This is a genomic window from Corynebacterium sp. CQ3829_602738, from assembly GCF_054478435.1.
Genome location: NZ_CM137003.1, coordinates 2,322,999 through 2,348,532 on the forward strand (window position 1 = coordinate 2,322,999; position 25,534 = coordinate 2,348,532).

General features: G+C 67.0%; 23 protein-coding genes and 1 pseudogene. 11 read left to right on the forward strand and 13 right to left on the reverse strand.

All coding sequences use genetic code 11. The features are described from left to right. Window positions 1-100 precede the first annotated feature (100 nt). Window positions 101-1,654 carry an amino acid carrier protein gene (locus ACX1NL_RS11095; RefSeq protein ID WP_181889260.1) on the reverse strand — a complete coding sequence of 518 codons (1,554 nt, stop codon included), beginning with the start codon at window positions 1,652-1,654 and terminating at the stop codon, window positions 101-103. Between the two features lie 190 nt (window positions 1,655-1,844). Between ACX1NL_RS11095 and ACX1NL_RS11100 the strand changes: the two genes are divergently transcribed. Further along, window positions 1,845-3,353 (forward strand): YjiH family protein, encoded by a 1,509-nt coding sequence (locus ACX1NL_RS11100; protein ID WP_458898183.1) that lies wholly within the window; start codon window positions 1,845-1,847, stop codon window positions 3,351-3,353. Window positions 3,354-3,364: 11 nt separating this feature from the next. Here ACX1NL_RS11100 and hutG read toward each other — a convergent pair whose 3' ends face one another. Further along, window positions 3,365-4,315 (reverse strand): formimidoylglutamase, encoded by a 951-nt coding sequence (hutG, locus tag ACX1NL_RS11105; RefSeq protein WP_458898184.1) that lies wholly within the window; start codon window positions 4,313-4,315, stop codon window positions 3,365-3,367. A gap of 37 nt (window positions 4,316-4,352) precedes the next feature. Here hutG and ACX1NL_RS11110 point away from each other — a divergent pair, with 37 nt between their 5' ends. Next, window positions 4,353-5,087 carry an IclR family transcriptional regulator gene (locus ACX1NL_RS11110; RefSeq protein ID WP_458898185.1) on the forward strand — a complete coding sequence of 245 codons (735 nt, stop codon included), beginning with the start codon at window positions 4,353-4,355 and terminating at the stop codon, window positions 5,085-5,087. Window positions 5,088-5,120: 33 nt separating this feature from the next. Beyond that, the gene (gene hutH, locus ACX1NL_RS11115; RefSeq protein WP_458898186.1) at window positions 5,121-6,662 is read left to right on the forward strand and encodes a histidine ammonia-lyase; all 1,542 of its coding nucleotides are present in this window, start codon (window positions 5,121-5,123) and stop codon (window positions 6,660-6,662) included. A 228-nt stretch (window positions 6,663-6,890) separates the two neighbouring features. Here the strand turns inward: hutH and ACX1NL_RS11120 are convergent, their stop codons facing one another. After that, window positions 6,891-8,000 (reverse strand): IS30 family transposase, encoded by a 1,110-nt coding sequence (locus ACX1NL_RS11120; RefSeq protein WP_458898929.1) that lies wholly within the window; start codon window positions 7,998-8,000, stop codon window positions 6,891-6,893. A 150-nt stretch (window positions 8,001-8,150) separates the two neighbouring features. Beyond that, a pseudogene (locus ACX1NL_RS11125) lies at window positions 8,151-8,579 on the reverse strand (transposase); the annotation flags it as partial. Window positions 8,580-8,785: 206 nt separating this feature from the next. Here ACX1NL_RS11125 and hutU point away from each other — a divergent pair. Next, window positions 8,786-10,477: a urocanate hydratase gene (gene hutU / locus ACX1NL_RS11130; protein ID WP_181889268.1), complete on the forward strand. Its 1,692-nt coding sequence runs from the start codon at window positions 8,786-8,788 to the stop codon at window positions 10,475-10,477. A gap of 92 nt (window positions 10,478-10,569) precedes the next feature. Continuing rightward, window positions 10,570-11,763 (forward strand): imidazolonepropionase, encoded by a 1,194-nt coding sequence (gene hutI / locus ACX1NL_RS11135; RefSeq protein ID WP_269952609.1) that lies wholly within the window; start codon window positions 10,570-10,572, stop codon window positions 11,761-11,763. Here the strand turns inward: hutI and ACX1NL_RS11140 are convergent. The 3 genes from ACX1NL_RS11140 to ACX1NL_RS11150 are packed head-to-tail and all read right to left on the reverse strand — an operon-like array spanning window position 11,760 to window position 14,175. Beyond that, on the reverse strand, window positions 11,760-12,683 hold the full coding sequence (locus ACX1NL_RS11140) for a DUF5926 family protein (RefSeq protein WP_458898187.1): 924 nt from the start codon (window positions 12,681-12,683) through the stop codon (window positions 11,760-11,762). The genes hutI and ACX1NL_RS11140 overlap by 4 nt on opposite strands. A 37-nt stretch (window positions 12,684-12,720) precedes the next feature. Further along, window positions 12,721-13,410 carry a glycerophosphodiester phosphodiesterase gene (locus ACX1NL_RS11145; RefSeq protein WP_181889276.1) on the reverse strand — a complete coding sequence of 230 codons (690 nt, stop codon included), beginning with the start codon at window positions 13,408-13,410 and terminating at the stop codon, window positions 12,721-12,723. A 9-nt stretch (window positions 13,411-13,419) separates the two neighbouring features. Beyond that, window positions 13,420-14,175, reverse strand: coding sequence for a glycerophosphodiester phosphodiesterase (locus ACX1NL_RS11150; protein WP_338025182.1), 756 nt, complete (start codon window positions 14,173-14,175; stop codon window positions 13,420-13,422). Window positions 14,176-14,239: 64 nt separating this feature from the next. Between ACX1NL_RS11150 and ACX1NL_RS11155 the strand changes: the two genes are divergently transcribed. Continuing rightward, window positions 14,240-16,156, forward strand: coding sequence for an alpha/beta-hydrolase family protein (locus tag ACX1NL_RS11155; protein WP_458898188.1), 1,917 nt, complete (start codon window positions 14,240-14,242; stop codon window positions 16,154-16,156). Here ACX1NL_RS11155 and msrA read toward each other — a convergent pair whose 3' ends face one another. After that, complete coding sequence (msrA, locus tag ACX1NL_RS11160) at window positions 16,157-16,810, reverse strand: peptide-methionine (S)-S-oxide reductase MsrA (protein WP_458898189.1); 654 nt, start codon at window positions 16,808-16,810, stop codon at window positions 16,157-16,159. 90 nt (window positions 16,811-16,900) lie between these two features. On the opposite strand from msrA, the gene ACX1NL_RS11165 reads away from it, so the two are divergent. Beyond that, a complete protein-coding gene (locus ACX1NL_RS11165; RefSeq protein WP_311389065.1) occupies window positions 16,901-17,503 on the forward strand; it encodes a superoxide dismutase in 603 nt (200 codons plus the stop codon). 278 nt (window positions 17,504-17,781) lie between these two features. Continuing rightward, a complete protein-coding gene (locus ACX1NL_RS11170; RefSeq protein WP_458898190.1) occupies window positions 17,782-18,954 on the forward strand; it encodes an MFS transporter in 1,173 nt (390 codons plus the stop codon). 5 nt (window positions 18,955-18,959) lie between these two features. Here ACX1NL_RS11170 and ACX1NL_RS11175 read toward each other — a convergent pair whose 3' ends face one another. Further along, complete coding sequence (locus ACX1NL_RS11175) at window positions 18,960-20,435, reverse strand: TM0106 family RecB-like putative nuclease (RefSeq protein ID WP_458898191.1); 1,476 nt, start codon at window positions 20,433-20,435, stop codon at window positions 18,960-18,962. 88 nt (window positions 20,436-20,523) lie between these two features. Between ACX1NL_RS11175 and ACX1NL_RS11180 the strand changes: the two genes are divergently transcribed. Beyond that, window positions 20,524-21,159, forward strand: coding sequence for a DUF6474 family protein (locus ACX1NL_RS11180; RefSeq protein WP_448238294.1), 636 nt, complete (start codon window positions 20,524-20,526; stop codon window positions 21,157-21,159). Window positions 21,160-21,162: 3 nt separating this feature from the next. On the opposite strand, the gene ACX1NL_RS11185 is transcribed toward ACX1NL_RS11180, so the two are convergent. Next, window positions 21,163-21,801, reverse strand: coding sequence for a LuxR C-terminal-related transcriptional regulator (locus tag ACX1NL_RS11185; protein WP_181889282.1), 639 nt, complete (start codon window positions 21,799-21,801; stop codon window positions 21,163-21,165). Then, window positions 21,779-23,056: a sensor histidine kinase gene (locus tag ACX1NL_RS11190; protein WP_458898192.1), complete on the reverse strand. Its 1,278-nt coding sequence runs from the start codon at window positions 23,054-23,056 to the stop codon at window positions 21,779-21,781. Before ACX1NL_RS11190 ends, ACX1NL_RS11185 begins: the two co-directional genes overlap by 23 nt. Between ACX1NL_RS11190 and ACX1NL_RS11195 the strand changes: the two genes are divergently transcribed. Beyond that, window positions 23,055-23,612, forward strand: a complete 558-nt coding sequence (locus ACX1NL_RS11195) for a DUF2020 domain-containing protein (protein WP_458898193.1) — start codon at window positions 23,055-23,057, stop codon at window positions 23,610-23,612. The two genes, ACX1NL_RS11190 and ACX1NL_RS11195, sit on opposite strands and share 2 nt — an antisense overlap. After that, the gene (locus ACX1NL_RS11200) at window positions 23,609-24,550 is read left to right on the forward strand and encodes a TIGR00730 family Rossman fold protein (protein WP_458898194.1); all 942 of its coding nucleotides are present in this window, start codon (window positions 23,609-23,611) and stop codon (window positions 24,548-24,550) included. Before ACX1NL_RS11195 ends, ACX1NL_RS11200 begins: the two co-directional genes overlap by 4 nt. A gap of 4 nt (window positions 24,551-24,554) precedes the next feature. On the opposite strand, the gene ACX1NL_RS11205 is transcribed toward ACX1NL_RS11200, so the two are convergent. Together ACX1NL_RS11205 and ACX1NL_RS11210 are read right to left on the reverse strand one after the other, a co-directional pair. Next, window positions 24,555-24,707 (reverse strand): hypothetical protein, encoded by a 153-nt coding sequence (locus ACX1NL_RS11205; protein WP_168160630.1) that lies wholly within the window; start codon window positions 24,705-24,707, stop codon window positions 24,555-24,557. A gap of 2 nt (window positions 24,708-24,709) precedes the next feature. Next, on the reverse strand, window positions 24,710-25,531 hold the full coding sequence (locus ACX1NL_RS11210; RefSeq protein ID WP_458898195.1) for a class E sortase: 822 nt from the start codon (window positions 25,529-25,531) through the stop codon (window positions 24,710-24,712). Window positions 25,532-25,534: the final 3 nt, after the last annotated feature.

Here is a 25,534-nt window from a genome sequence, read left to right on the forward strand (position 1 = left end):
TCACCCCGCTCCGGAAACAGACCACACCCACCACCCGGATCATGCCAGCCACGACAGCCGGTTTGATTACGGCGGCAGTAGGTAGCCGGTTTGATTACGGCTAGATGTTGCGGGTCGTGGTGACAACCTTGCCCTCAACACCCGGCCAGGTGCCGGCCTCGATCATGCGGTTCTTGCGCTCCACCCAGAAGTCGGCGTTCTTGATGCCCAGCGCCTCGGGGTCGAAGTGCGGGTCAATGCCAGCTTTCTTCTGGCGGCGGTAGTCCCACAGGCACTTCAGCGCCGGGACCTGCAGGAAGATGATCGCCACGATGTTGAGCCACGCGGTCGCGCCGACGCCGATGTCGCCGAGCGCCCAGGCGGTGCCCGGGGTGGTGGTCGCACCGATGAAGACAGCCACGAGGATCAGGGCGCGCAGGATCCAGATGATGGCCTTACGTGCGCCTTCGTTCTTCACCCAGCGGTTCAGGTAGGTGAAGTTGGTCTCTGCCATGTAGTAGTACGCCAGCACGGTGGTGAAGGCGAAGAACATGATTGCCAGGGCGATAAACGACGGGCCGAGGCCGGCGGCAAAGGAGTTCAGGCCTTCTTGGACGTAGCCGGGGCCGACAGGGATGCCGTCGGTAAGCGAGCCCTCGTAGATCACCGCGCCGTCTTCGGACTGGCCCTCGAAGACTTGGTACATGTCGGTGGAGATGATGATGAAGGCGGTGGCGGAGCAGACGAACAGGGTGTCGATGTAGACGGCGAACGCCTGGACGAAGCCCTGCTTCGCCGGGTGAGAGACTTCGGCGGCGGCCGCGGACTGCGGGCCGGTGCCCTGGCCGGCCTCGTTGGAGTAAATGCCGCGCTTGACACCCCACATGATGGCGGCGCCGAGCATGCCGGAGAATGCGGCTTCCTTGTCGAAGGCGGCGCGGACGATGGTGCCGAAGACCTCGGGAATCTGGGAAGCGTTCGCGAACAGCACCACGATGGCAATGATGATGTAGATGCCGGCCATGAACGGCACCACCATGGAGGCGAAGTTCGCGATGCGCTTGATACCGCCGATGATGATGAACGCGAGCAGCACGGTCATGATCGTGGCGGAAACCCAGATATTGATGCCCCATGCATTATCGACGGCCGCAGCCACGCCGTTGGCCTGAATCCCTGGCAGGAAGTAGGACGTTGCCAGCAGCATGCACACCGCAAAGATAATGGCGTAGACCAGCATGAACGGGGCTGCGGCAGTGTGCTTGTACGCCTTCTCAATGTAGTAGGCGGGACCACCGCGGTACTCGCCGGTGTCGCGGTCGGTCTCCTTGTAAATCTGGGCGAGGCAGCACTCGATGAACGAGGTGGCGGAGCCGAGCAGGGCCACCAGCCACATCCAGAACACCGCGCCCGGGCCGCCGAACGCGATGGCGGTGGCCACGCCGGCGATGTTGCCCACACCGACGCGGCCGGCGAGCGAGATCATCAGGGATTGGAACGAGGAAATACCCTGCTCAGAGCTTTCTCCGGACTTGAGCTGGCGGATCATGTCCGGCAGGCAGCGGATCTGTAGGAACAGGGTGGCGAGCGTGAAGTACGCACCCGCGCCGAGACACAGATAGACGAGTGCGTTGGACCAAATCACACCGTTGAGGGAGTCGATAAAACCTTCCACGGGACCCTCCTAAAGGGGTATGCGCTGGGAGTTTTCAGGGAAACCTTGCAGGTAACTAGAGAACATAGGACATCTAGTTGTGCTTTGCGTCACTTTTCGTGTAAAAATTATGCGCCGACACCGAAAAATTCCGTTCTGCGCAATATCCGCAGGGTTTTGCGGTGCTAAACGCACGAGATGGAAGGACACCATGAACGAGACTGCGAAGCCGGTGAACTCTCGGCGCAGGTTTTCCCCCGCCTGGCCGGTGAAGAACTTGCCGGCGGGTGCGGAGGCGCTGATCCCGGAGCTGGACAATCCCCGCTTCGAGGGCATTGAGGACCCCACCGACAACACCGAACACATCACCCGCGCCGAAAACCAGGGCCAACCCGCACCACAGAGCACCGCGGACGAGGCTGACCCGAAACCGAAGGCGGTGTGGCGCTTCTTCGTCTACAGCGCCATCGGCATCTTCGCGTTCTTCGTGCCGTTTACCATCGGCGATTCCAAGTCCACGATTCTGTTGGACCACATTGTCAGCTGGATCACCACCACGCTCGGCGAGGGCACCCGCTACCTGGCGCTGTTCGCCATTATCGCGGGCACGATCTACCAGTTCGTCTCCGGGCGCTGGAAAGAGGATTACCCGCGCATGGTGTTCGCGGGGCTGTCAGTGCTGGCAATCGTGCTGTGCGCGATGCTCACGTTCGGCTTCGGCCCGGCGTGGCTGTTCAACCCTGACATCGGCCCGTTCATCCTGGACAAGCTGGTCATCTCTGTGGGCCTGCTCATCCCGGTGGGCGCGATCTTCCTCGGCCTGCTCGTCGGCTTCGGCCTGATGGAATTTATCGGCGTGATGGTGCAGCCGATCATGCGCCCGGTGTTCCGCACCCCGGGCAAGTCCGCGGTGGACGCGGTGGCGTCGTTTTTGGGCTCATACTCCCTGGGCCTGCTCATCACGGACCGCATGTACAAAAACGGCAGCTACAACGGCCGCGAGGCGTCGATTGTCGCGTCGGGATTTTCCACCGTGTCCGCGACGTTCATGGTCATCGTGGCGAAGACGCTGGACATGATGGAGCACTGGACGGCGTACTTCTTCATCACGTTCATCATCACCTTCATCGTCACCGCGATCGTGGTGCGCATCCCACCGATTACCCGCATCCCGGAGGACTACTACCCGGGCGCGCAGCCGCACCCGGAAAAGGAGATTCAGGGCAACCGTTTCAAGGCCGCGTGGCGCGAGGCGAAGCTGGAGCTCAACCGCGCCGAATCTCTGGGCAAGGTGCTGTGGGCGAACTTCCGCGACGGTTTGATCATGGCCGTGCAGGTCACCCCGGGCATCATGGCCGTGGGCACGATCGGCCTGGTGTTGGCCACCTACACCCCGGTGTTCAAGATCCTGGGCGTCGCGTTCTACCCGCTGGTGTGGGCGCTGCGCCTGCCGGATCCGTGGGCGACGTCGGGCGCGCTCGCGTCGGGTCTGGCGGAGATGTTCCTGCCGGCGACGCTCAGCGCAGGCTCGGATGACATGGTGCTGAAGTTCACCATGGCGGTGGTGTGCGTGAGCCAGATCTTCTTCTTCTCGGCGATGGTGCCGGCGGTGCTGGCCACCGACATCCCGCTGAGCATCTGGAAGATGGTGCAGATCTGGTTCATCCGCGTGGTGCTCACCGTGCTGATCACTGTGCCGGTGGCGCACCTGCTCTTCTAAGAAGCAGCTGCCTATCGACGCAGCTTCGCCCCCACAACCGCATCGTCAATCAGCCGCGCGGCAGCTTTGGCGGTGCGGTTGTCCACGTCGAAGTCGGGGTTAAGCTCTACGACGTCCAGAAGCGCGACGCGCCCCGTCGCAGCCACCGCGGCGACCATCGCGCGCAGCTTGGCGTACTCCACGCCGAACCCGGCGGGCGCGGACACGCCCGGCGCGACCGCCGCCGGCAGCACGTCCAGGTCGATGGAGAGATGAATCGGCTTGTCGCCGGCCACCGCCTCTACGGCGCGCTCGGCGGCTTCGCGCACGGTCATCTCCGCCAGCTCGGTGTCCAGCACGGTGGTCACGCCGAGCTCGTCGGCGGTGTCGAAGAGCACCTTGGTGTTGTTGGGCTTGGAGATGCCGAAGACGCTGTAGTCGAAGTCCTCGCCCACCAGGCCGGCGATCTGCTTGAACGGGGTGCCGGAGGTGGGGCGGGTTTCGGTGCGCAGATCGAAGTGGGCGTCGAAGTTGATCACCTGCATCGGCCCGATCGCCCCGTAGGCGCCGCGGTGGGTGGCAAACGAGGTCTCGTGCCCGCCGCCGAGGACCACGGTCATCCCGTCTGCGCCCTGCGCCGCCACGAGGTCGCGCACCCGGTCGGACAGCTCGCGTTGGGAGCCTTCGAGGTCGGTGTCTTGGGTGGTCACGGTGCCGGCGTCGAGAAGCGATGTGCTCTCGTGAACCGCGAGCGAGCCGAGGGCCGCGCGCAACGCCTCCGGCCCCTTGGCCGCGCCCTGGCGGCCGCCGTTGCGCTCGACGCCCTCGTCGGACGCGTAGCCGATCAGGTGCACGGCGCCCTCCGTGGGCTCGGCGGCGGTGTCGACGACGCTGTGCCAGCGGGCGTGCTCAGGGCCAGGGCCGTCGTTGCGGCCGGACCAGTTGGAAGCGGGGGTGAAAAGCGGTGCAGTTACGGTATTCATGCCCTCCGAGGGTAGCGCCGTGGGCATACTTAATGCGATGAATAAGCCGCAGGTTCCCGCCGCGCACAACGTGTTGCGCATCCTGGCGCTTCTATCCACCACGGACGCGCCGATTTCCGCCACCCGCATCCAGCGCGAGCTGGACCTGCCGCGTTCCACCACCTACCACCTGCTGCGCGAGCTGGAGGATTCCGGGTTTGTGGTGCACCTGCGCAAACCGGGCACGTACGGGTTGGGGCTGGCGTCGTACCGCATGGCGCAGGCGTACACCACGCAGCAGCCGCTGGTGCGGCTGGCCACGAAGCCGCTGGCACGGATCGCGCAGCTCGCGGGCGGTTCAGCGCACCTGACGCGCCTTGCCGGACCGGAGATTGTGTACCTGCACGAGGTGCGCGCCCCCGGCGCGGTGTCGCTGGTCACGGAGGTGGGCGTGCGCCTGCCGTCGCTGAAGACCGCTTCTGGGCGCATCATGCTGGCGCAGCTGCCGGAGGCGGAGCTGCGCGCCGCGTACAACTCCTCGGGCGAGCGCCGCCGCTACAGCGAGGTCAAAGAGGAGCTTTCTGCCTATCGACGCCAAGGGTTCGCCACCGAGCGCGAAGCCATCTCCCGTGGCCAGGAGTCCGTGGCGGTGGCTGTGCTGGACCACCTTTCGCGCCCTGCGGCCGCGCTCGCGGTGACCTTCGCTGTGGACAGAGCGGACACGCAGCAGCTGGTCAGCGCGCTGCAGACCGCCGCCGAAGGGTTGCGCGCACAGTTCTTCGGAAACGTGTGATCGGACGCACTTTTGTGGGCTAGTATCACGCCCATGACACACGCAGTTTCAGTTGGTATTGGGGCCCTGTCCGTCGAGGACGTTGTGGCCGTCGCCCGCCACGGAGCCGAGGTCACCATCGACCAGGCGGCTCTGGATGAGATCGCTGCGACCCGCGAGCGCGTCGAGGAACTCGCCGCAGACCCCACCCCGGTCTACGGCGTCTCCACCGGCTTCGGTGCGCTGGCCACCAAGCACATCCCGGAGGACATGCGCGCCCAGCTGCAGGTCTCCCTGGTCCGCTCCCACGCCGCGGGCACCGGCCCGGAGGTGGAGGAAGAGGTCATCCGCGCGCTGATGCTTCTGCGCCTGTCCACGCTGTGCACGGGCCGCACCGGCGTGCGCCCCGTGGTGGCGCAGACCTACGCCGCCGCGCTCAATGCCGAGATCACCCCGGTGGTGCGCGAGTACGGCTCGCTCGGCTGCTCCGGCGACCTGGCGCCCCTGGCCCACTGCGCACTGGCGCTGCTCGGCGAGGGCGAAGTCCGCGTCCGCGGCGGCGAAATCGTCCCTGCGTCCGAGGCGCTTTCAGCCGCCGGCATCGAGCCGCTGGTCCTGCGCGAAAAGGAGGGCCTGGCGCTGATCAACGGCACCGACGGCATGCTCGGCATGCTCTGCCTGGCCATCGCGGACCTGCGCGAGGCGGCCAAGGTTTCCGACATCGCCACCGCCATGAGCGTCGAGGGCCTGAACGGCACCCTGTCCGTCTTCGACGCAGACCTGCAGGAGCTGCGCCCCCACCCGGGCCAAGCCGATTCCGCCTACAACATCCGCACCGTCGCCGCGGACTCGCCGATCCTCGCCGCCGCCCTGGACAGCTTCAAGGCCAACGACGTGCAGGACGCCTACTCCATCCGCTGCACCCCGCAGGTCGCCGGCGGATTCCGCGACACGCTGGCACACGTGACCACCGTGGCCGACCGGGAGCTCGCCGCCGCCAACGACAACCCCGTGGTGGCCAAGGACGGCCGGGTGGCCTCCAACGGCAACTTCCACGGCGCACCCGTGGCCTACGTGCTGGACTTTTTGGCGATTGTCGTGGCCGACTTGGCGTCGATTAGCGAAAGGCGCACCGACCGCTTCCTGGACCCCGCCCGCAACCGCGGCCTCAACGCCTTCCTCGCCGGCGACCCGGGCGTGGACTCCGGCCACATGATCGCGCAGTACGCGCAGGCCGGCATCGTCGGCGAGCTCAAACGCAACGCCGTGCCCGCTTCCGCCGACTCGATCCCGTCGTCCGCGATGCAGGAAGACCACGTCTCCCTGGGCTGGTCCGCCGGCCGCAAGCTGCGCCGCAGCATCGACGGCCTGCAGCGCGTGCTCGCCGTGGAGATCCTCACCGCCGCCCGTGCCCTGGACATGCGCCACGGCGAGCCCTCCGCAGGCACCGGTGCCGCCGTGTCCACGTTGCGCAAGCTTGTCGACGGCCCCGGCACCGACCGCTACCTCTCCCCCGAAATCGAGCACTCCGTGCAGCTGGTCAAGGGCGGCGACTACGTCGAGGCCGTCGAGGCTGTGGTGGGCCAACTGCGTTAGGCGTTTGGGGGGCTTTGGGCTCCCGGTTGTGTGCCCGCCGCGCCTTGGCGAGTGAACAAATCCTCACATCCCCGACACTTCGCGGCGGAATCTGTCAGGCGGCCCCGATCGCCCCAGGTCGCCACAAACGGCCGCCGCAATGTGTCAGGAACCGCGCCGCGCTCACTCCCCAATTCCCACAGACCCTGGGATCGAAAGCCTGGGATCGCGCCGATTTTGGCGGCGGGATCAAGCGGTTAATGCGCCACGTTTGAATATTTGCTCGAGTATTTCACGTGGTGTTGCTCCGCCGAGGACTTGTCGTGGTGTGTCGTTGAGTTCGTTTTGTACCCAGGCGACGTGCTCGGGGGTGACTTCGGCGAAGTCGGTGCCTTTCTTGTAGAACCGGCGGCGGATCTCACCGTTGGTGTTTTCGTTGGTGGGCCGCTGCCACGGCGAGTGCGGGTCGCAAAAGTACACCTCGCAGCCGTCTTTGATGCGCACACGTGCGGTTTCAGCCATTTCCACGCCTTGGTCCCAGGTGATGGTCTTGAGCTGTTCGGCGTTGAGGTCTTTGACCATCTGCTGGATCGTTGCAATCACCGTCATCGATGTGTGTTCGGTGGGCAGATGTCCAAGCAGGGTGTAGCGGCTGGTGCGCTCAACTAGGGTGATCAGCGCGCTTTTGCCGCCTTTGCCGATGACAAGATCGCCTTCCCAGTGCCCGGGGATTGCCCGGTCGTCGGCTTCTGGGCTGCGCTTGGTGATTTCAGCGCCTTTGATCCACGGCTTGCCGGTGAGCAGACCTGCATTGCGGGGCCGGGTTTTTCGGCGTTTCCCGCCGCGGATGAGCACATCTTGGGTCTTCATCACCGCTTCAAGCTCGGCGCGCAGGCTGCCTTTGCCCTGGATGTATAAGGCGCTGTAGATCGCTTCGTGGGAAATACGCATGCTTTCATCATCGGCGAAAGCATGCTGAAGCCACACACTGATGCGCCCGGGTGACCACCGGCGGGCAAGGCACTCCACCACCACAGCGCGAAGTGCCGGGTTGTCGTCGAGCTTGCGCACCTTCGGCCGGCACGCACGCGCCTGAGCACCCGTGTGGGCACGCCGGGCGTTGTAGAACACCTTCTTTTCGCCGTCATCGTCGATGATTTCCCATCCGTTGCGGGCAATTTCCCGGCTGATCACGCTGTGGTGGCGCCCCAGAAGTGTGGCGATCTGTCTGGCTGACAATCCCTGGCTGCACCCATGTTGGATCGTCAGGCGGTCTTCAAACGACAGTTGGACCCCGCGGCCGACTTTCACACGGTCCTCGGCATGGGCGGCAGGCACGTGGCCTGCCTGTGTTTTCATTGGTGCTGGCACGGAATCAACTTTGCTGTGTGCAGGGGTCTTTACCGCGCAAGCATCCGGCGTGTCCGCGCGCTGTGGCGCATCAACGCGTTTCGCCGCTTTCTCCTGGCGTGCTTGCTGCACCCAGCGATACACCGAATTCGCAGACCTGTCGAACGCTGCCGCGACCTTGTCAACCGGCTCACCAGCTAATACTCGCTCGACCGCGTCTGCTTTTTGCTGCGGGGTGATACGGGGCTTTTGCTGCAGTTCGGTCCGCACACCGACTTTCGCCAACCGCTGGTACAACGCCCCTGGTGACATGCCCAACGTCGCAGCCGCGTCCGGTACCGACATGCCTGACATCACCAGCGCCACCGCGTCGTCGACAAGCTGGTCACGCTCACGCGCCAACGCCTTCATCGGTGGGAGTGCGCCAGCTTGCTTGACCCATTCATAAACCGTGGCCTCTGCCACTCCGGCATCACGAGCAATCTCGCCGACATCATCGCCTGCAACAAGCCGCGCCACAGAAGCAGCCTTCACATCCTTCGGAGTCCAACGACCAGCCACAACAACCTCCAAGTCGAGGTGGCGCATTCACCCACTGACAACTCCGGCCGTTCCCAGGCTTTGCCTCCCAGGGTCTGTGCTTTCCCGCGCGACCAGTGCCAAACGCCCCACCCCGCACCACCCAAAAGTCTCATATCCGAGACAAATCGCCCAAAACCGACCAACCCAACCCGTGTGACGGGCGTTACTGTCTATCCGATACCTCGATTGGGCAACAACAGAAAGGAATTCCCATGGCGAAGAACTGGTCCGAAGGCGCACGCGAGGTCCGCTCCCCGCGCGGCACTGAGATCTCGGCGAAGTCCTGGCAGACCGAGGCGCCGCTGCGCATGCTGCAGAACAACCTCGACCCGGAGGTCGCGGAGCGCCCGGACGACCTGGTCGTCTACGGCGGCACCGGTCGCGCTGCTCGCAGCTGGGAAGCCTTCGACGCGATCGTCGATACGCTCAAGGACCTCGAGTCCGACGAGACCCTGCTGGTGCAGTCCGGCAAGCCGGTCGGTGTGTGGAAGACCAACGAGTGGGCGCCGCGCGTGCTCATCGCCAACTCGAACCTGGTGGGCGACTGGGCGAACTGGGAGCATTTCCGCGAGCTCGAGGACGAGGGCCTGATGATGTACGGCCAGATGACGGCCGGCTCCTGGATCTACATCGCCACCCAGGGCATCCTGCAGGGCACCTACGAGACCTTCGCGGCTGTTGCGAAGAAGCGTTTCGACGGCACGCTGGCCGGCACCCTCACCCTGACCGGCGGCTGCGGCGGCATGGGCGGCGCGCAGCCGCTGTCCGTCACGCTCAACGGCGGCGCCTGCCTGATCGTGGATGTTGACGAGGGCCGCCTGAAGCGCCGCCAGGGCAAGCGCTACCTCGACGAGGTCACCACCGACCTCGAAGAGGCAATTAAGCTGGTCACCGAGGCGAAGGACGAGAAGCGCGCCCTGTCCGTGGGCCTGGTGGGCAACGCCGCTGAGGTGTTCCCGGAGATGCTGCGCCGCCACCGCGCCGGCGAGTTCACCGTGGACATCGTTACCGACCAGACCTCCGCGCACGACCCGCTGTCCTACCTGCCCACCGAGATCCCGTTCGAGAGCTGGCACAACGAGGCCGACGCGGATCCGACCACCTTCACCAAGAAGGCCCGTGAGGCCATGGCCGCGCAGGTCCAGGCGATGGTGGAGTTCCAGGACGAGGGCGCCGAGGTGTTCGACTACGGCAACTCCATCCGCGACGAGGCCCGCAAGGCCGGCTACACCCGCGCCTTCGAGTTCCCGGGCTTCGTCCCGGCCTACATCCGCCCGCTGTTCTGCGAGGGCCTCGGCCCCTTCCGCTGGGTTGCCCTGTCCGGCGACCCGGAGGACATCAAGGTCACCGACCAGGCCATCAAGGAGGCCTTCCCGGACAACGAGCACCTGCACCGCTGGCTGGACGCGGCCGAGGAGTACGTCGAGTTCGAGGGCCTGCCGGCGCGCATCTGCTGGCTTGGCTACGGCGAGCGCGCCAAGGCCGGCGTGATCTTCAACAACCTGGTCAAGGAAGGCAAGGTCAAGGCCCCGATCGTCATCGGCCGCGACCACCTGGACTCCGGCTCCGTGGCGTCGCCGTACCGCGAGACCGAGTCCATGCTCGACGGCACCGACGCTGTCGCGGACTGGCCGCTGCTCAACGCCATGACCGCTGTTTCCGGCGGCGCGACCTGGGTGTCCATCCACCACGGCGGCGGCGTGGGCATGGGCCGTTCCATCCACACCGGCCAGGTCACGGTGGCTGACGGCACCGAGCTCGCCGAGGCGAAGCTCAAGGCCGTGCTCACTAACGACCCGGGCATGGGTGTTATCCGCCACGTGGACGCCGGCTACACCCGCGCCAACGAGGTGGCCAAGGAGCGCGGCGTGCGCATCCCGATGGAGTTCAAGGCGCGCGACTAATCCACACCCCAAGCGCTGACGTTTCCCCCTCGTGGGCGCGTCAGCGCTTTTCATTACCCTGGGCCCTGCAAAATCCCCGAAGAAAGGCACTCATGAGCACCTTCATCACCGGTATTTCCGAGCTGCGCACCGTCTCCGAGCTCGGCACGATCAAAGACGCCGCAATGCTTATCGACGACGGCGTGGTCACCTGGGTCGGCCCCGCCAACGAGGCGCCGGCTGAGGCGGCGAAGGCGGAGGAAACTGTAGACGTCGAGAAGCGAGCTGTGCTTCCCGGCTGGGTGGACTCCCACTCGCACATGGTCTTCGACGGCAACCGCGCCGAGGAATTCGAGGCGCGCATGGCCGGCAAAGGTTACGCCGCCGGCGGCATCGCCGTGACCATGGAAGCCACCCGCTCCGCCGGCGAGGAGCGCCTGGACAAGCTGGTGGCGGAGCGCATCGCCGCGGCGCAGGCGCTCGGCACCACCACGTTTGAGACCAAGACCGGCTACGGCCTGAACGTCGAATCCGAGGCCGAGGCCGCGCGCGTGGCCGCCCGCCACGTCGACGAGGTCACCTTCCTCGGCGCCCACCTCGTGCCGCCGGGGGCGGACGCCGAGGAGTACCTCGACGAGGTGGTCGGCCCGATGCTCGACGCGGTGAAGGACCACGTGCAGTGGATCGACGTGTTCTGCGAGCGCGGCGCGTTCAACGAGGAGCAGTCCCGCCGCGTCCTCGAGGCCGGCAAGGCGGCTGGACTGGGCGTTCGCGTGCACGGCAACCAACTCGGCGAAGGCCCGGGCGTGAAGCTCGCCGTGGAGATGGGCGCGGCCAGCGTCGACCACGTGAACTACCTGTCCGATGAGGACTTCAAGCTGCTGGCGGAATCGGAAACCGTCGCAACGCTGCTGCCCGCCTGCGACCTGTCCACCCGCGAGGAGCTCGCCCCGGGCCGCAAGCTCATCGACGCCGGCGCCACCGTCGCCATCGCCTCCAACCTGAACCCGGGCACCTCGTTTACGTCCTCGATGAACTTCTGCGTCACCACCGCGGTGCTGCAGCAGCGCCTCACCCTCGACGAGGCCATCGAAGCCGCCACCACCGGCGGCGCCAAAGCCTTGCGACGCCACAACGTCGGCGACGGCAAGGACCCCCAGGGCCGTCCGGCGAAGGGCACGCTGGTGCCGGGCGCGGCCGCCGACCTGCACATCCTCGACGCCGAAAACGCCATCAACCTGGCCTACCGCCCAGGCATGCCAATCACCTGGCAGACCTGGGTCGCCGGCAAGAAGGTTTACGGCTAGATGGTCACCTGGCGGGACTTGATGTTGTCCAGCTGCTTGCGCTCGTCGGCGGTCAACGCAGCGTCGTTGGTGTACTCCGCCTCGATCTGCTTGTTCAGCGCGGCCAGCGCCTCGCCGTAGGAGCCTGCCTCCACGGACGGGTCGAGGTCGAATACCGGCACGACCAAGCCGTGGGTGCGGAAGGCGCCGGCGAACTTGGTGCCTTCGCCCAGGTTCAGCTCGCCGCGTGCGGCGATGCGGGCCAGCGCGGAGAGCATCTGCGCCTCGTTGTCCTCGGTGCGCACCCAGCGGATGTGGGCCTTGCCGCCGCCGGGGTTGACCCACCAGATCGCTCCCGGCAGGTCCGCGCCGACCTTCTCGGACGGCAGGACAGCGTCGTTGGCCTGCTGTAGCGCCTGCTGGATCTGCGGCGGAACGGCGGCACCTTCGGGGAACCACCAGGCAAAATCGTCGTAGGTGGTGATGTCGGGCACCACGGAGGTGTCGATAAGCGAAGCGAGCTCCGGCTGCGAACCATCGGCGACGGTGGACTGCAGCGTCTCGCCCGGCGCCGCATCGACGACCCAGTTCAGGGCGTACGCGAGGTCGCGGCCCGGGTTCTGGGAGTGGGAGGTGACCTGCAGGGCAACGAAGCGCTCGCCGCCCTCGGACTCCTCGCGCACCAGCGCGGCGCCGGCTCCCGGCAGCACGGTGACGATGTTCACCGGGGTGCCCTTGATGTCAAACTTAGCCACGGCGGACGGCACGAACTCCTGCAGCGCGACCAGGTCGGCCTCTGCGGCCAGGCCGCCGAACGGGCGGGGGTCCTTCTGCAGCTTCTCGCGCTCGGCTGCGCGGGCGGCCAGCTTGGCCTCGCGGCGGGACATGCCCTCGGGCAGGTCCTCGCGGTTCTTCTTCTTTTTCGGCTTGCGTTGCACCATGCGCGCAATCGTACCGGCCACGCTACGGCCGCGAACGCTACGCCAAGGTCTCTAACGCGATATGCGGCAGGTCGGTGCCGATCAGCGACGCGCCGTGTTGCTGCAGCCAGATCATGTCCTTAGGCAGATTCACGGTCCACACGTAGGTGCGGAATTCTCCGCCGAGCAGCTCGGGGTGGGCCTTCGCCATGCGTACGCTCGGCCCGGCGCCGCAAGCACCCACTGGTTCGAATGCCTCCTCAACAAGCAGAAACGTCTCAAGTTCCGGCAAGAGACGCTGGAAACGTTCGACCGCCTCCGGGTTGAAAGAGATCAGGTGGACGCGCGGATCACGTTCCATGCCTCGGGAGCGCAGCACGTCGGCCACGGCCTCTTCCAGCACCCCGCCGAACGGCGACGGGTGCTTCGTCTCAATGAGAATGTGCTTGCCGGGATACTGATTCAGCAAAGTCAACAGCTCGTCCAACAGCATGATCTGCTGCGGATCGTCCTCGGTGCCGATGTTGAGTTGGCGGAGCTCGTCGAGAGGCATCTGCGCCACCTCGCCAGAGCCGTCAGAGGTGCGGTCTACGGTCAAGTCGTGGATGACCACCACCTGTCCGTCTGCCGTCAGGTTTACGTCGCACTCGATGCCGGCGATGTCCAGCTTGAGCGCCTCCTCGAAGGAGCGAAGGGTGTTTTCCGGGTACAGGCCGTTGAAGCCGCGGTGCGCGATGATTCCAGTCATATTTCCTCCCTACCCCGCCACCGCCGCGGCCGGCACCTGCCCGTACGCGGCCAAAGCGACGTCCGGCAGGTCGGTGGCGATGACGTCGACGCCGTTGTCGGCGCACCAGCGCATTTGGCGCGGGGTATTCACGGTCCAGGTGTAGGTGCGCAACCCCCGGTAGCCCAGCAGCTCTTGGCGCAGTTGCAGGTGCTGCAGCGCAGGCCCGACGCCGTAGGGGCGGGAGAGCATGCGGCTCTTGCGGTTCCACCGCATCTCTTTCAGGCGGAACAGGTAGAAGGTTTCCAGCTCGGGCGCCATTTCGGTGAAGTAGCGCACGGCGCGGTGGGAAAAGGAGATCACGTGCACGTTTTCGGATTCGTGCAGCCCGGCGTAGCGCAACGTTCGCAAGGTCTGCTCGTCCACCTCGGGCCCGTAGATGGTGGGGTGCTTCGTTTCGATGTAGATGTGCTTGTCCGGGTAGTCCTGCATGAGTTCGAGCAGTTCTTCCAGGCACATGATCTGCTGCGGCTCGTCTTTGGTGCCGCAGTTGAGCTCCCGCAACGCCGAGAAGTCCAGGCAGTCCACGCGGCCGCGGCCGTCGGTGGTGCGGTTGACCGACGCGTCGTGGAAGACCACCACGCGCCCGTCGCGGCTGAGGCGCACGTCGCATTCGATGCCGTGGATGGGCAGCTTCAAAGCTTCTTCGAACGCCCGGCGCGTCAGCTCGGGGTGGTGTCCGGAGAATCCGCGGTGCGCAACAATCTTGGGCATCTTCTCGCTCACGGCTGCGAGGCTACCCGCGCGCAGCAGCCCCCGCGACCGGAACATTTTTGGAACAATCGCTTCCGTGCCTTCCAATTTCCTCGTCAAAGCCCGCACCGCTTTAGATCAGCTGCCGGACGCGCTGCAACGCGCGCGTTCGCGCTATTCCGTCAAGCGCGACGGTGTGCTGGCGTTGCCGATGGGCGTGTTGGAGGTGCTGGCTGACATCTCCCCGGGCGTGCGCATGGGTGGTCTGCGGCGCTTGCCTCCGAGTTTCCGCGCGGGGCTTGCGGGGGCTGAGGTGGCGACGTGGGGTGCGGTGTCGCCGTCGCTGCTGCCTCACAGCTGGTGGGCGACTGCCGCGAACGTCGGTGTGTTGCAGGGCCTGGGCCATGGCTTTGCGACGGTAGCTTCGCAGGCCCTCCGCCCCGTCCGCTCCGACGAACCGCAGAGCTTGCTTCCCGGCCCGGTGCGCCTGGCCATGACGGGTGTGACCGCCGGCGTGTTTGTCACGTCGCTGCACCGCCGCGCTCACCAGGAAAAGCTGGTGGAAAGCGACGAGAAGTTCAAGGTCAGCCCGCAGATCCTCGGCATCACGGTGGGCACGCTGGGCTACGGCGTGGTGCTGCTTGTCGGCGATGCGATCCAGACGTTCATCGACGCGATCAACGAGCTGCTGGGCAAGAAGCTGCCGCCGGTGGCGTCGTGGCCGCTGGCGATCGCGGGCGGCGGCGCGCTGCTGATTCTGGTTGGCGACCAGATGGTGGTGCGCCGCTTCGCGGTGCGCGTGAGCCGCCAGGCGCAGGAGCTGGACCGCGAGTTCATGCGCGGGGCGGACCAGCCGAAGCGGCCTGAGCGTTCCGGTTCGCCGGAGTCGCTGGTGGACTGGAACACGATGGGCCGCCAGGGCCGCGCGGTGGTGGCCGGCGGCCCCCGCAAGGAGGACATCGAGCGCCTCGTTGACGGCGAGGCGATGGAGCCGATCCGCATCTTCGTCGGCCTGGACACCGAGCGCGACGATGCCCCGGACTTCGAGGAAATGGCCGCCGTCGCGGTCGAGGAGATGCGCCGCACCGGCGCGTTCGAGCGCAGCCACATCGCGGTGATGTCGGCGGCGGGCACGGGCTGGATCAACGACTTTCACACCTCGGGCTTCGAGTTTGTCACCCGCGGCGACTCCGCGGTGGTGGCCATGCAGTACTCCTACCTGCCCTCGGCGTATTCCTATTTGGCGGACCGCAAGAACCCGGTGAACTCCTCGCGCGTGCTCATCGAGGCAATCCGCAGCGAGCTGCAAAAACTCGACCCCAACGATCGTCCGAAGCTGTACGTCGGTGGCGAGTCGCTGGGCGCGTACGGCGTGTCGGACGCGTTCGAGACCGTCGAGGAGTTCCTTGAGCAAACCTCAGGCGGCGTGTTCACGGGCACGCCCGGCTTCGCCAGCAACCACAGCTACCTCACCCGTCACCGCGAGAAGGGCTCCCCGCAGCGCCTCCCGCTTATCGACGGCGGCCGCCACGTCCGCTTCACCGCCCACCCCGCGCACCTGCGCCACGACTTCCGCGGCCATTCCTACGCCAACACCTGGGTCGAGCCCCGGTTCGTCTTCGCCCAGCATGCCTCTGACCCGGTGGTGTGGTGGGAGCCGTCCCTGGCGTGGAAGGCCCCGGACTGGCTGCGCGAACCCGGATCGCGTGGCGAGCCCGCCCCGGCCGCCCAGCACTTGGACGCGCTGGACACGATGCGCTGGATGCCGCTGGTGACGTACTGGCAGATCGGCATCGACCAGCTGCCGTCGAAGGACTACCCCTCACCCCACGGGCACAACTACCACGACGAAACCGTCGCCTACTGGAACGCGGTCATCCACGGCGCGGGCGACGACGCGGATGAGGCGGCGCTTTCCCGCCCCGAGCTGGTGCGTGTGGCGCGCTGGATCCACAACGACGCCACGAAAACCCGCATGCCCAAAGACGGGTTCCCCTCAAAGCACGGCTACTAGCTAGATCCCGCAGGCCACGCCGGTGGAGTGGTGCGGGCAGTAGCCGTTGGGCACCTTGTGCAGGTACTGCTGGTGCTCCTCCTCAGCGAGGTAGTACTTCACGCCGTCGGCCTCCACGGATTTCACCTCGGTGGTGATGTCGCCGTACCCGGCGCTTTGCAGGTCCTTTTCGTACTGGCGGATCCACCCGCGGACCTGTTCGGCCTCCTCCTCGGTGTCGGTGTAGAAGGCGGAGCGGTACTGGGTGCCCACGTCGTTGCCCTGGCGGTAGCCCTGGGTCGGGTCGTGCGCCTCCAGCGCGGTCTTCACAATTTCTTTCAGCGTGATCACCTCCGGGTCGTAGACCACCTCCACCGTCTCAACGTGGTTGGTCTGCCCGGAGCACACCTCGCGGTACGTCGGGTTCGGCGTGACGCCGCCGGCGTAGCCCACCGAGGTGGAGTTCACGCCGTCGAGCTGCCAAAACATCTTCTCCGCGCCCCAGAAGCAGCCGATGCCCACGAGCACGCGTTTCTGGCCCTCGCGCCACGGCCCCGTGGTGGGCGTGCCCAGCACCGCGTGCTCGCGCGGGTTCGCCAGAACAGGCTCGGGGCGGCCGGGGAGGGCGGAGCTGACGTCGACAAGCTTTGGCGATGGTGCGAAAAGAAATCCCATGCCCTACACAACGACTTCGGCCACAACACTGTTCCCAAATTTTCTCTACCATGGGGCCCGCAACTGATTCGCAGACGAAAGGAATCAATCATGGCTGTTTACGAGCTTCCCGATCTCCCCTACGCATACGACGCGCTGGAGCCGCACATCTCCGCCGAGATTATGACGCTGCACCACGACAAGCACCACGCGACCTACGTCGCTGGCGCGAACGCCGCGCTCGAGGCCCTCGAGGCCGAGCGCAACGGTGAGGCGAACCCGGACCGCCTGCGCGCCCTGTCCAAGAACCTGGCGTTCAACCTTGGCGGCCACACCAACCACTCCATCTTCTGGAAGAACATGGCACCGAACGCCGGCGGCAACCCGACCGGCGAGATCGCTGAGGCCATCGACCGCGACTTCGGCTCCTTCGATGCCTTCAAGAAGCAGTTCGCTGGCGTGGCCACCGGCCTGCAGGGCTCCGGCTGGGCAGTGCTCGGCTACGACCACATCGCTGGCCGCCTGATCATCCAGCAGCTGACCGACCAGCAGGGCAACATCTCCGTGGACTTCACGCCGGTGCTCATGCTGGATATGTGGGAGCACGCGTTCTACCTGCAGTACAAGAACGTCAAGGCTGATTACGTCGAGGCGTGGTGGAACGTTGTCAACTGGGACGACGTCAACGAGCGCTACGCAAAGGCATCTGCCTAACGACGGCTCCGCCTCCCCTCACACCAGCGCCCGCCACCTCCGTTTTGGAGGCGGCGGGCGCTGGCTTTCCCTGTGATACGTCGAGTCCCTGCGAACTCAGAATTGATACTAGGTTAGGCTTACCTTATCGCGCAAGGGGTTTTGAAATTTCCCCACCTCCGCTGAGGTCTGGTTACGGTGGCGTAACCAGACCTCAGCGACAAACCAGACCTCAGCGCAGCTCGCGACCTGGGGATTTACAGGGCACATTTCCTTGAGGTCTGGTTAGCATGGTGGGCATGCAGAAAGGCAGCCTGGAATACCGTCGCGCGACGTGGGCCATGCTCGCGTTCGGGCTGGCCATCTTCAACGCCTTGTACGCAACCCAGGCGCTGCTGCCCACCCTCACCACCGAGCTGGAGGTGAGTCCGTCCACCGCTGCCCTGACCGTCTCCGCTGCCACCGGCGCCCTGGCGCTGTGCGTGGTGCCCGCCTCGATCCTGTCGGAGAAGTACGGGCGCGGGCGCGTGCTGGTGGTCTCGGCGCTCGGCGCGACCGCGCTCGGCCTCGCCCTTCCGCTGGCGCAGACCGCGGGGCAGCTCATCGCCCTTCGCGCAGTGCAGGGCGCGCTCATCGCCGGCACCCCTGCGGTAGCCATGACCTGGCTTTCCGAAGAGCTGGACCCGCGCGACCTGCCCGGCGCGATGGGCCTGTACATCGCCGGTAACTCCATCGGTGGCTTGAGCGGGCGCCTTATCCCGGCCGGGCTTCTGGAGGTCACCTCCTGGCGCTGGGCCATGTTCGGCAGCGCCATGGTTGCCTTCACGCTGGCGGCGCTGGCGGCGTGGGCGTTGCCGGAGCAGCGCAATTTTGTGCCGAAGGCGTCGATACGCCCGAGCGTGGAAGTGCGCGCGATGCTGGGCCACCTGAAAAACCCGCGGCTGGTGGGGCTGTATGCCACCGCGTTCATCGCGATGGGCGTGTTCGTGTCCATGTACAACTTCTTCGGCTTCCGCGCGGTGCTGGACTACGGGCTGCCCGCCGCGCTGTCGGGTCTGGTGTACGTGGTGTACCTGTCCGGCACCTGGTCGAGCGCACGCGCCGGGGCACTTTCACGACGCTACGGGCGCGGCGTGGTGGTGCTGGCCTCTGCGCTGCTGATGCTGGCGGGCGCGCTGGCCGTCGCCGCGCCTTCGCTGTGGATCGCGCTCGCTGGCCTACTGGTGTTCACGGCGAGCTTTTTCGCGCTCCACTCGACGGCCTCCGGTTGGGTCGGCCTCATCGCCGAGCGCGACCGCGCGGAAGCATCCAGCATGTACGTGTTCTGTTACTACATGGGCTCGTCGATCCTGGGGGCCGCGACCGGCTGGGCCTACGAGGGACTGCCGTGGGCCGGGTTCGTTGCGGTGCTGGCGGTGCTGCTCGGTGGTCTGACGCTGGTGGCCGCGGCGCTGTGGAAGGCGGAGCGGTAGGGCCGCTACACCGCGCCGAACTCCGGCACGCCCGGCGCGCCGGCGGCGAGGAAGTCGCGCACGGCGCGGGTGGCTCGGCAGTCGTCCTCGTTGTAGCGCAGCAGCATGTCGCGGGCGGCCTGGTCGCCGAAGCGGGCGGCGCGGCGCAGGGCGACGGAGCGCTCGCCGTCGACGTCGTCGTCCTCCCATGCAAAGCCCACGACCGGGCCGAGCACCTTCAGGCCCAGCCCGTCGGTGCCCACGAGCGAACGGCGCACATGGGCGAACACGTCCACCCACTCGTCGGAGGCGATGAACGCGGCCACCTCGGCCTCGTCCACCGAGCCGAACCGCTTCGCGGAGGAGCGCAGCCAGTGGTTCTCCCCGCCCGCGGCGTAGCAGTAGGCGCGGAAGGTCTTGCCCTCGGCGTGGGCGGCCGCCCGGCGCGCCATCAGCCAGGACCAGAACGCGGCGAAGTTCTCCTCCTCGGCATCGCCGCCGACATCGTCCCAGGTGACAAACGCGCGGTAGTCGGCGCCGTCGAACGTGCCCCACAGGTAGGCCCCCTGGTCCAGGTAGGCCTCCATATCCACGTCGACCTCCACGTCGGCGCGGGGCGCGGGCGCGAATCCGGGGCGCCGCAGCACGGGGATGCCTGCGCGCCAGGCGCGGGCGAGGGCGGCGGGTTCGGGCGGAGCTTCGTCGATAAGCTGCTGCACTGTGTCAATGCCGCGCTCGCGCCACACGTCGCCGCGGCCGCCCGGAAGCAGCAGCGAGATGTCGTCGAGCTCGACCAGGCGCGGCTCGCACAGCGGCCAGAAACGGCAGGTGGCGCACTGTTTCAGGCGCTTCGGTTCGGTCGGCAGCGGCACCAGCAGCGCGCCCACGAGCGGCTCGATGTAGCGCGACGGGTCGCACAGGTACGCGCGCGTGCGGTCCTGGCCGATGACCGCCCCGCGGCCGTCCGCGCGCTCGCCGAGCAGCAGGTGCGCCAGCGTGACGCGGTAGCCGTCGACGGTATGGTGGCGCGCCTTCGCCCCCACCACAAGTGGCTTGCCCAGCCCGAGCCGGCCAGTGGGGATCATCTCCAGCTCGGCGCTCGGGTGCGAGCGGGCGACGCGGTGGTTGGAAATCACCACGGGCAGGTACCCGGCGTCGGTGCGCACGAGGACGTCCACGTCGGCTTCCGCGTCCACGCCCTCCACCGCGCCGGTCAGGGTGGCGTTGGTGATCAGGTGCGCGCGGCGTCGTAAAGCATCCTGCGTCGCCGCGACGCGGTCCGACCCGGGGTCGATGTCCACCCGCACAAACGTCTTGCCGGCGCCGTCGCCCAGAGCGCGCTTGACGGGCAGCAGGTCGAACACGGCGGCGCGGGCGGCGTCGATCTGCGGCTGGCGCAGCAGCGCCTCCGGCAATTCGGGTACGTCCGGGTGCGCGCGGCGCTGCCGCTGGCGGAAGCGGCAGCCCACGAGGTCCGAGGCGCGCACAGGTTCTTTACTCACAATGCCCCAAACGATACCTGGGCAGGGGTAGCGCCCCGGAAGGTACAGTGAATGGGCGTTAGAGCGAACGATTAGAGGAGATACAACCATGGGTGTTTTCGAGGCCATCCGCAAGTCCCGCGCGAAGACGAAGGCCGAGGTCAAGGCGGCGCAGACGCACGCGCGCCAGCTGGCCAAGCAGGAGGCGAAGGCCGACGAGCGCGTGGCCAAGCTCCTGGACAAGGCGGAGAAGCGCCTGCTCAAGGAGGAGAAGAAGGGTCTGAAGCGCAAGCAGAAGCACGAGAAGGACCTGGCCAAGGCGCACCTGAAGCGCATCCAGGAGTCCGGCGTGACGCAGAAGAAGGCGAAGCAGTGGATCTCCGCCGCGCGCATCCTGGTGCCGGTGCTGCTGCCGCTGGTGTACAAGGCGCTGACCTCGTTCCAGCAGGGTCAGGTGAACAACCGCGCCGCCGGTCTGGGGCTGACGTCGCAGGATCTCGCGCGCCACTCCGGCCGCGGCGCCGAGCTCAAGGCGCGTATCGACGCCGTCCGGCAGAACATCAACCAGACCGACAACCTCGGCGAGGGCTTCAAGGGCGACGCGCGCGTGCGTCTCGACGAGCTGGAGCAGGCCGTGCGCAACGCCGAGCACGCCAACCCGGAGCAGCGCCGCCTGGCGCACAACTCCATCGACGAGGACCTGAACAAGCTGGCGGCACAGGTGCACGCCAAGCTGTCGAAGTAGGCCTTACAAAACGCCTTGCTCGCGCGCGGACGCCACGGCGGAGGTGCGCGAGCGCACGCCCAGCTTGTCGTAGATGTGCACGAGGTGGGATTTCACGGTCGCCTCGGAGAGCATGAGCTGGCGGCCGATTTCGCGGTTGGAGGAGCCGGCCGCGACTAGCTGGAGCACTTCCAGCTCACGCGGGGTGAGCGAGGAGCGCGGGGTGCGTTCCCTGGATTCGAGCCGGTTGCGCACGACGGGGGACATGGTGGCGTCACCGCGGGCGGTGGAGCGCACGGCTGCCACGAGTTCCTCCGGCGGGGCGTCTTTGAGCAGGTAGCCCACGGCGCCGGCTTCGATGGCGCCGAGGATGTCCGCGTCCGTGTCGTAGTTGGTCACCACCAGCACCTTGGGCGGGTTGGTCATGTTGGCCCGGATCGCGGCGGTGGCCTGCGCGCCGGTGGTCACGCGCTGGCCTTCCGCGCCGGCGCCGAAGCGCAGGTCCATGAGGATGACGTCGATGCCGCCGGCCTGCGCGGTGGCAATCGCGCCTTCGGCGGTGGCTACCTCGGCCACCACTTTGATGTCCTCGGCGGCTTCCAATACGGAGCGCAGGCCGAGGCGGACAATCTCGTGGTCGTCAGCCAGCAGTACCCGGATCAACGTCGGTCTCCTCCCCAGAGTCAAGGTCAGTCTTTTGGTTGATACTAACCGGCACGGCCACGGTCAGCGCCGTCGGCCCGCCGGGCGCGGACTCAATCTCCAACATTCCGCCCAGCTCCGCAGCGCGCGAGCGCATCGCGTCCAGCCCCAGGTGGCCCAGCCCGCTGGGCTTGAGACCCTGCGCGTTCACGTCGAAGCCGCGGCCGTTGTCCACCACGTCCAGGCGCACTTCCTCCGGCGCATAGGTCAGGGTGATGCGCGCTGCGCTCGCCTCGGCGTGGTTGACCACGTTGGACACCGCGCCCTGGGCGATGCGCAGCAGCCCGGCCTCCACCCGCATGGGCAGCGGGACGGCCTCGCCGTCGACTTCCACCCCGATGTCCAGGCCGCCGGCCTCGCCGAAGTCCCCGGCCACCCGCGCGAGCGCGTCGCGCAGCGAAGACTCGGTCAGCGGCGCCGGCGCGAGCGCGGCGATCATCGCGCGGGTCTCCGCCAGGTTATTCGACGCCGCCCGACGCGCCGTCTCCATCTTCCTCAACGGCACCTGCGCAACCCCCTCCGGCAGCCCGCTGGCCCGCACGTCCTGCTCCGCCGAGTGCAGCAGCATCTGGATCGAGGAGAGGTTTTGGGCCACCGTGTCGTGCAGTTCGTGCGCGAGGCGTTCGCGCTCCTGGGCCACGCCGGCGGCGCGTTCGGTGTCGGCGAGGCGGTCGCGTGTGGCCAGCAGTTCGTCGATAAGCTGCTGCCTCTCACGGCTGACCCGGGTGATGGTGTCGAAGGCGTACGCGATCGCCACCACAACCACCGCGGACAGCGCCGGGCCCATGATCCCGCCGAGTGTCAGCCCCGCCGGGATCTGCATGGCGATCGAAATGGCCAGGCACGCCACCACCCACGCGTAGCCGACCCAGTTGTCGAAGGCGCGCAGCGCCACGAAGAACAGCACGAACACCCAGTACACGGCCACCGGCGAGACGGTCATGTCCGCCACCCACACCGCCGTCGCCCCCAGCATCCAGGCCACGCGCCCCCACGCGCCCCAGCGGTACATCTCCACCATGCCGTAGAACAGCAGAAACGCGAACGCGGCGGTCAGCACAATGTGCAACAGCGCCTCGTTGAGCGGCATGCGCGCGAGCGCGCCGAACGAGACGAGCATGAGGCACACCGCCAGCACCGTGATGCCCAAATCGAGCGCCCGGTAGTCCGCGGTCTTTCCGGGATGCTGCTCCAACAGCACTAATCTGGAGCTCATGCGTCTGAGAGTACCCACCGCCCTGTTCGTGCTCGCCCTCGCCGGGTGTTCGCAGGAGCCTTCGCCTATCGACGACCCTTCGGCCGCCCCCGCACCCGAACCAGCCCCTGAACCAGCCCTGCCAGTAGAGGCACTCCCCGACACCCCGCGCGACAGCTGGACCGAGTGCCCCTACCTGGACACCGACTGGGTCGCGCAAACCAACGGCCAGCGCGTCACCGGCGTGGGCACAGACACCCGCTTCGACCCGCCGGCGTGCCAGTTCTGGTCCTACCCCGAAGAGCCGCAGCTGACCGTGGTTGTGCGCCACATGGACTCCGAGGAGGACGCCCGCGCCGTGGTGGACTTCGTCGCCCCGGTGGACCTGACCCAGCCGGCAACGCTGCCCGGCGGGTGGGACGGCGGCCGCCACGGCGGCGGGGACGTGCCCGGCCGCATCGGTGCAGCGTACGCCGTGGCCAAGGGGCCGACCGCGGTGGCGGTGTTCACCAACCAGCACGAGTCCGTGAAGGCCGAATCGGTGGCCAAGGAAGTAATCGCTAACCTGGCCCTGTGATTATCTCCGTAGCCGCCATCGTGTTCACCGACGACACCGGGAAAGTGCTGTGCGTGCGCAAGCACACCAGCCCGCGCTTCCAGCTGCCGGGCGGCAAACCGGAGCCGGGCGAGACGCTGGTGGACACCGCGCTGCGCGAGACCCGGGAGGAGGTCGGCCTGGACGTCGACCCGGAGGACTTGAGCTACCTGGGCCAGTTCAGCGCGCCCGCCTCCAACGAGCCCGGCTGCACCGTCACTTCGACGGTGTTTTTACACCCCGGCGCCGGCCTGTCCCCCGAGCCGGCCGCGGAGATCGCCGAGGCGCGCTGGATCGACCCCACAGCCCCCGACGCCGAGATCGCGCCGCTGCTGCGCGGCGAGGTCTTCCCGGCGCTGAAGGCCCGCGAGATCGAAGCCATCGCCGTCTACGCCGGGGCGCGCGAGGGCACCAACCCCGCCAATACAGCGCTGGCCAGGGCGTTCGGCGAGGCGTTGGCGGAGGCCGACATCACCTTGGTCTACGGCGGGTCGAAGGTGGGGCTGATGGGTGAGGTGGCCGGAGGTTCGTCGAGAAGCATTGGCGTCCTCACCGAGCACCTAGTCAACTACGAGCTGCAGTACGAAGGCCTCGAGCGCCTCGAGGTGGTGGCGACGATGTCCGAACGCAAGGCGCGCATGAGCGAGCTTGCCGACGCCATCGTGGCCCTGCCCGGCGGCGCCGGCACCCTTGACGAGCTGTTCGAGGAATGGACCAGCCAGCAACTCGGCCTGCACCACAAACCCATCGGGCTGCTCGGCAGCGAGTTCTGGGCGCCGCTGGTGGCGATGGTCGACCACATGGTGGAACAGGGCTTCATGCGGCGCACAGATCGCGCCCACATGATCGTCGCCGACGACCCGCAGGAGCTCCTTGCCAAACTGCGCGCCTGGGCGCCGCCGGTGCCGCGTTGGCTCTAGGTTTTTACACCGCGACGTCGTTGTACGGCATCAACGACGACACCCACGGGTAGACAACTTCCATGAGCAGGAAAAACACGCCCACCAGAATGATCAGGGTGAGCAGCCACTTCACCGGAGCGGGGCCGGGAAGCTTGCGCCACAGTGCCGCGTACATTGCTATCGCACCTCTTTCTGTGCCGTGCTCTGCGCCGGCTTCATGGCGGGCGGCAGCGCGCCCGACGGGTCCTTCGGCTGCACCTCCGTGCGCACCGCGTGGATGATCATGCGCTCCGCGTTGGAGAACTGCGGATGGCACGTGGTCAGCGTGATCAGCCCTTCCATGCCCGGCTCTACCTTCGTCGAGCGGTTGCCCGGGATGGGGTTGACCACCTCAATGTCACCCGGGAGCGTGATCTCGCGGCCTTTGACCTGCACGTAGTCGCCTGCCGCGATGCGTTCGTTGAGCTCGCCGGGCAGGCAATCGATGCCTTCCCTGCGGCGCTCCCCCGGGTCCAGCGACATCGGCAGCACGCGGTAGGTCACCCACTCGGTCTGCGTCTCCACCACGATGGCGTCGCAAGCCTTCAGCGCACCCAAGTCGTTAAACGGCGCGCCCTTGCCCACGCGGTGCCCGGCCACGGCGAAGTTGCCGTCCTCGCCCGGCTGCTGCGTGCCCGGGTAGTGGCCCGGGCCGGTAAGTAGCTGGTGCTCCTGCACGCCTTCGACGATGGCGAACTGGTAGTCCTGGCCAAACGCCGGAATGTACATGCGCGCGAACGCGTCGCCCAGCTCAGTAACCTTGGCCTGGCGGGGGTTGACCCACTGCTCTTCCAGGCGAGTCTGCACCTCGTCCTGCATCCGGCCGGAGGCGATGTTGGTCCAATAAGACTCGTAGAACGCGAACAACAGCAGCAGCACGCCGAAGGTGAGCAGCAGCTCGCCGATCACCTGTGAAACGGTGATGCGGCGCGGCTGCGTATGCATGGGGGCCGTGGTCATGCG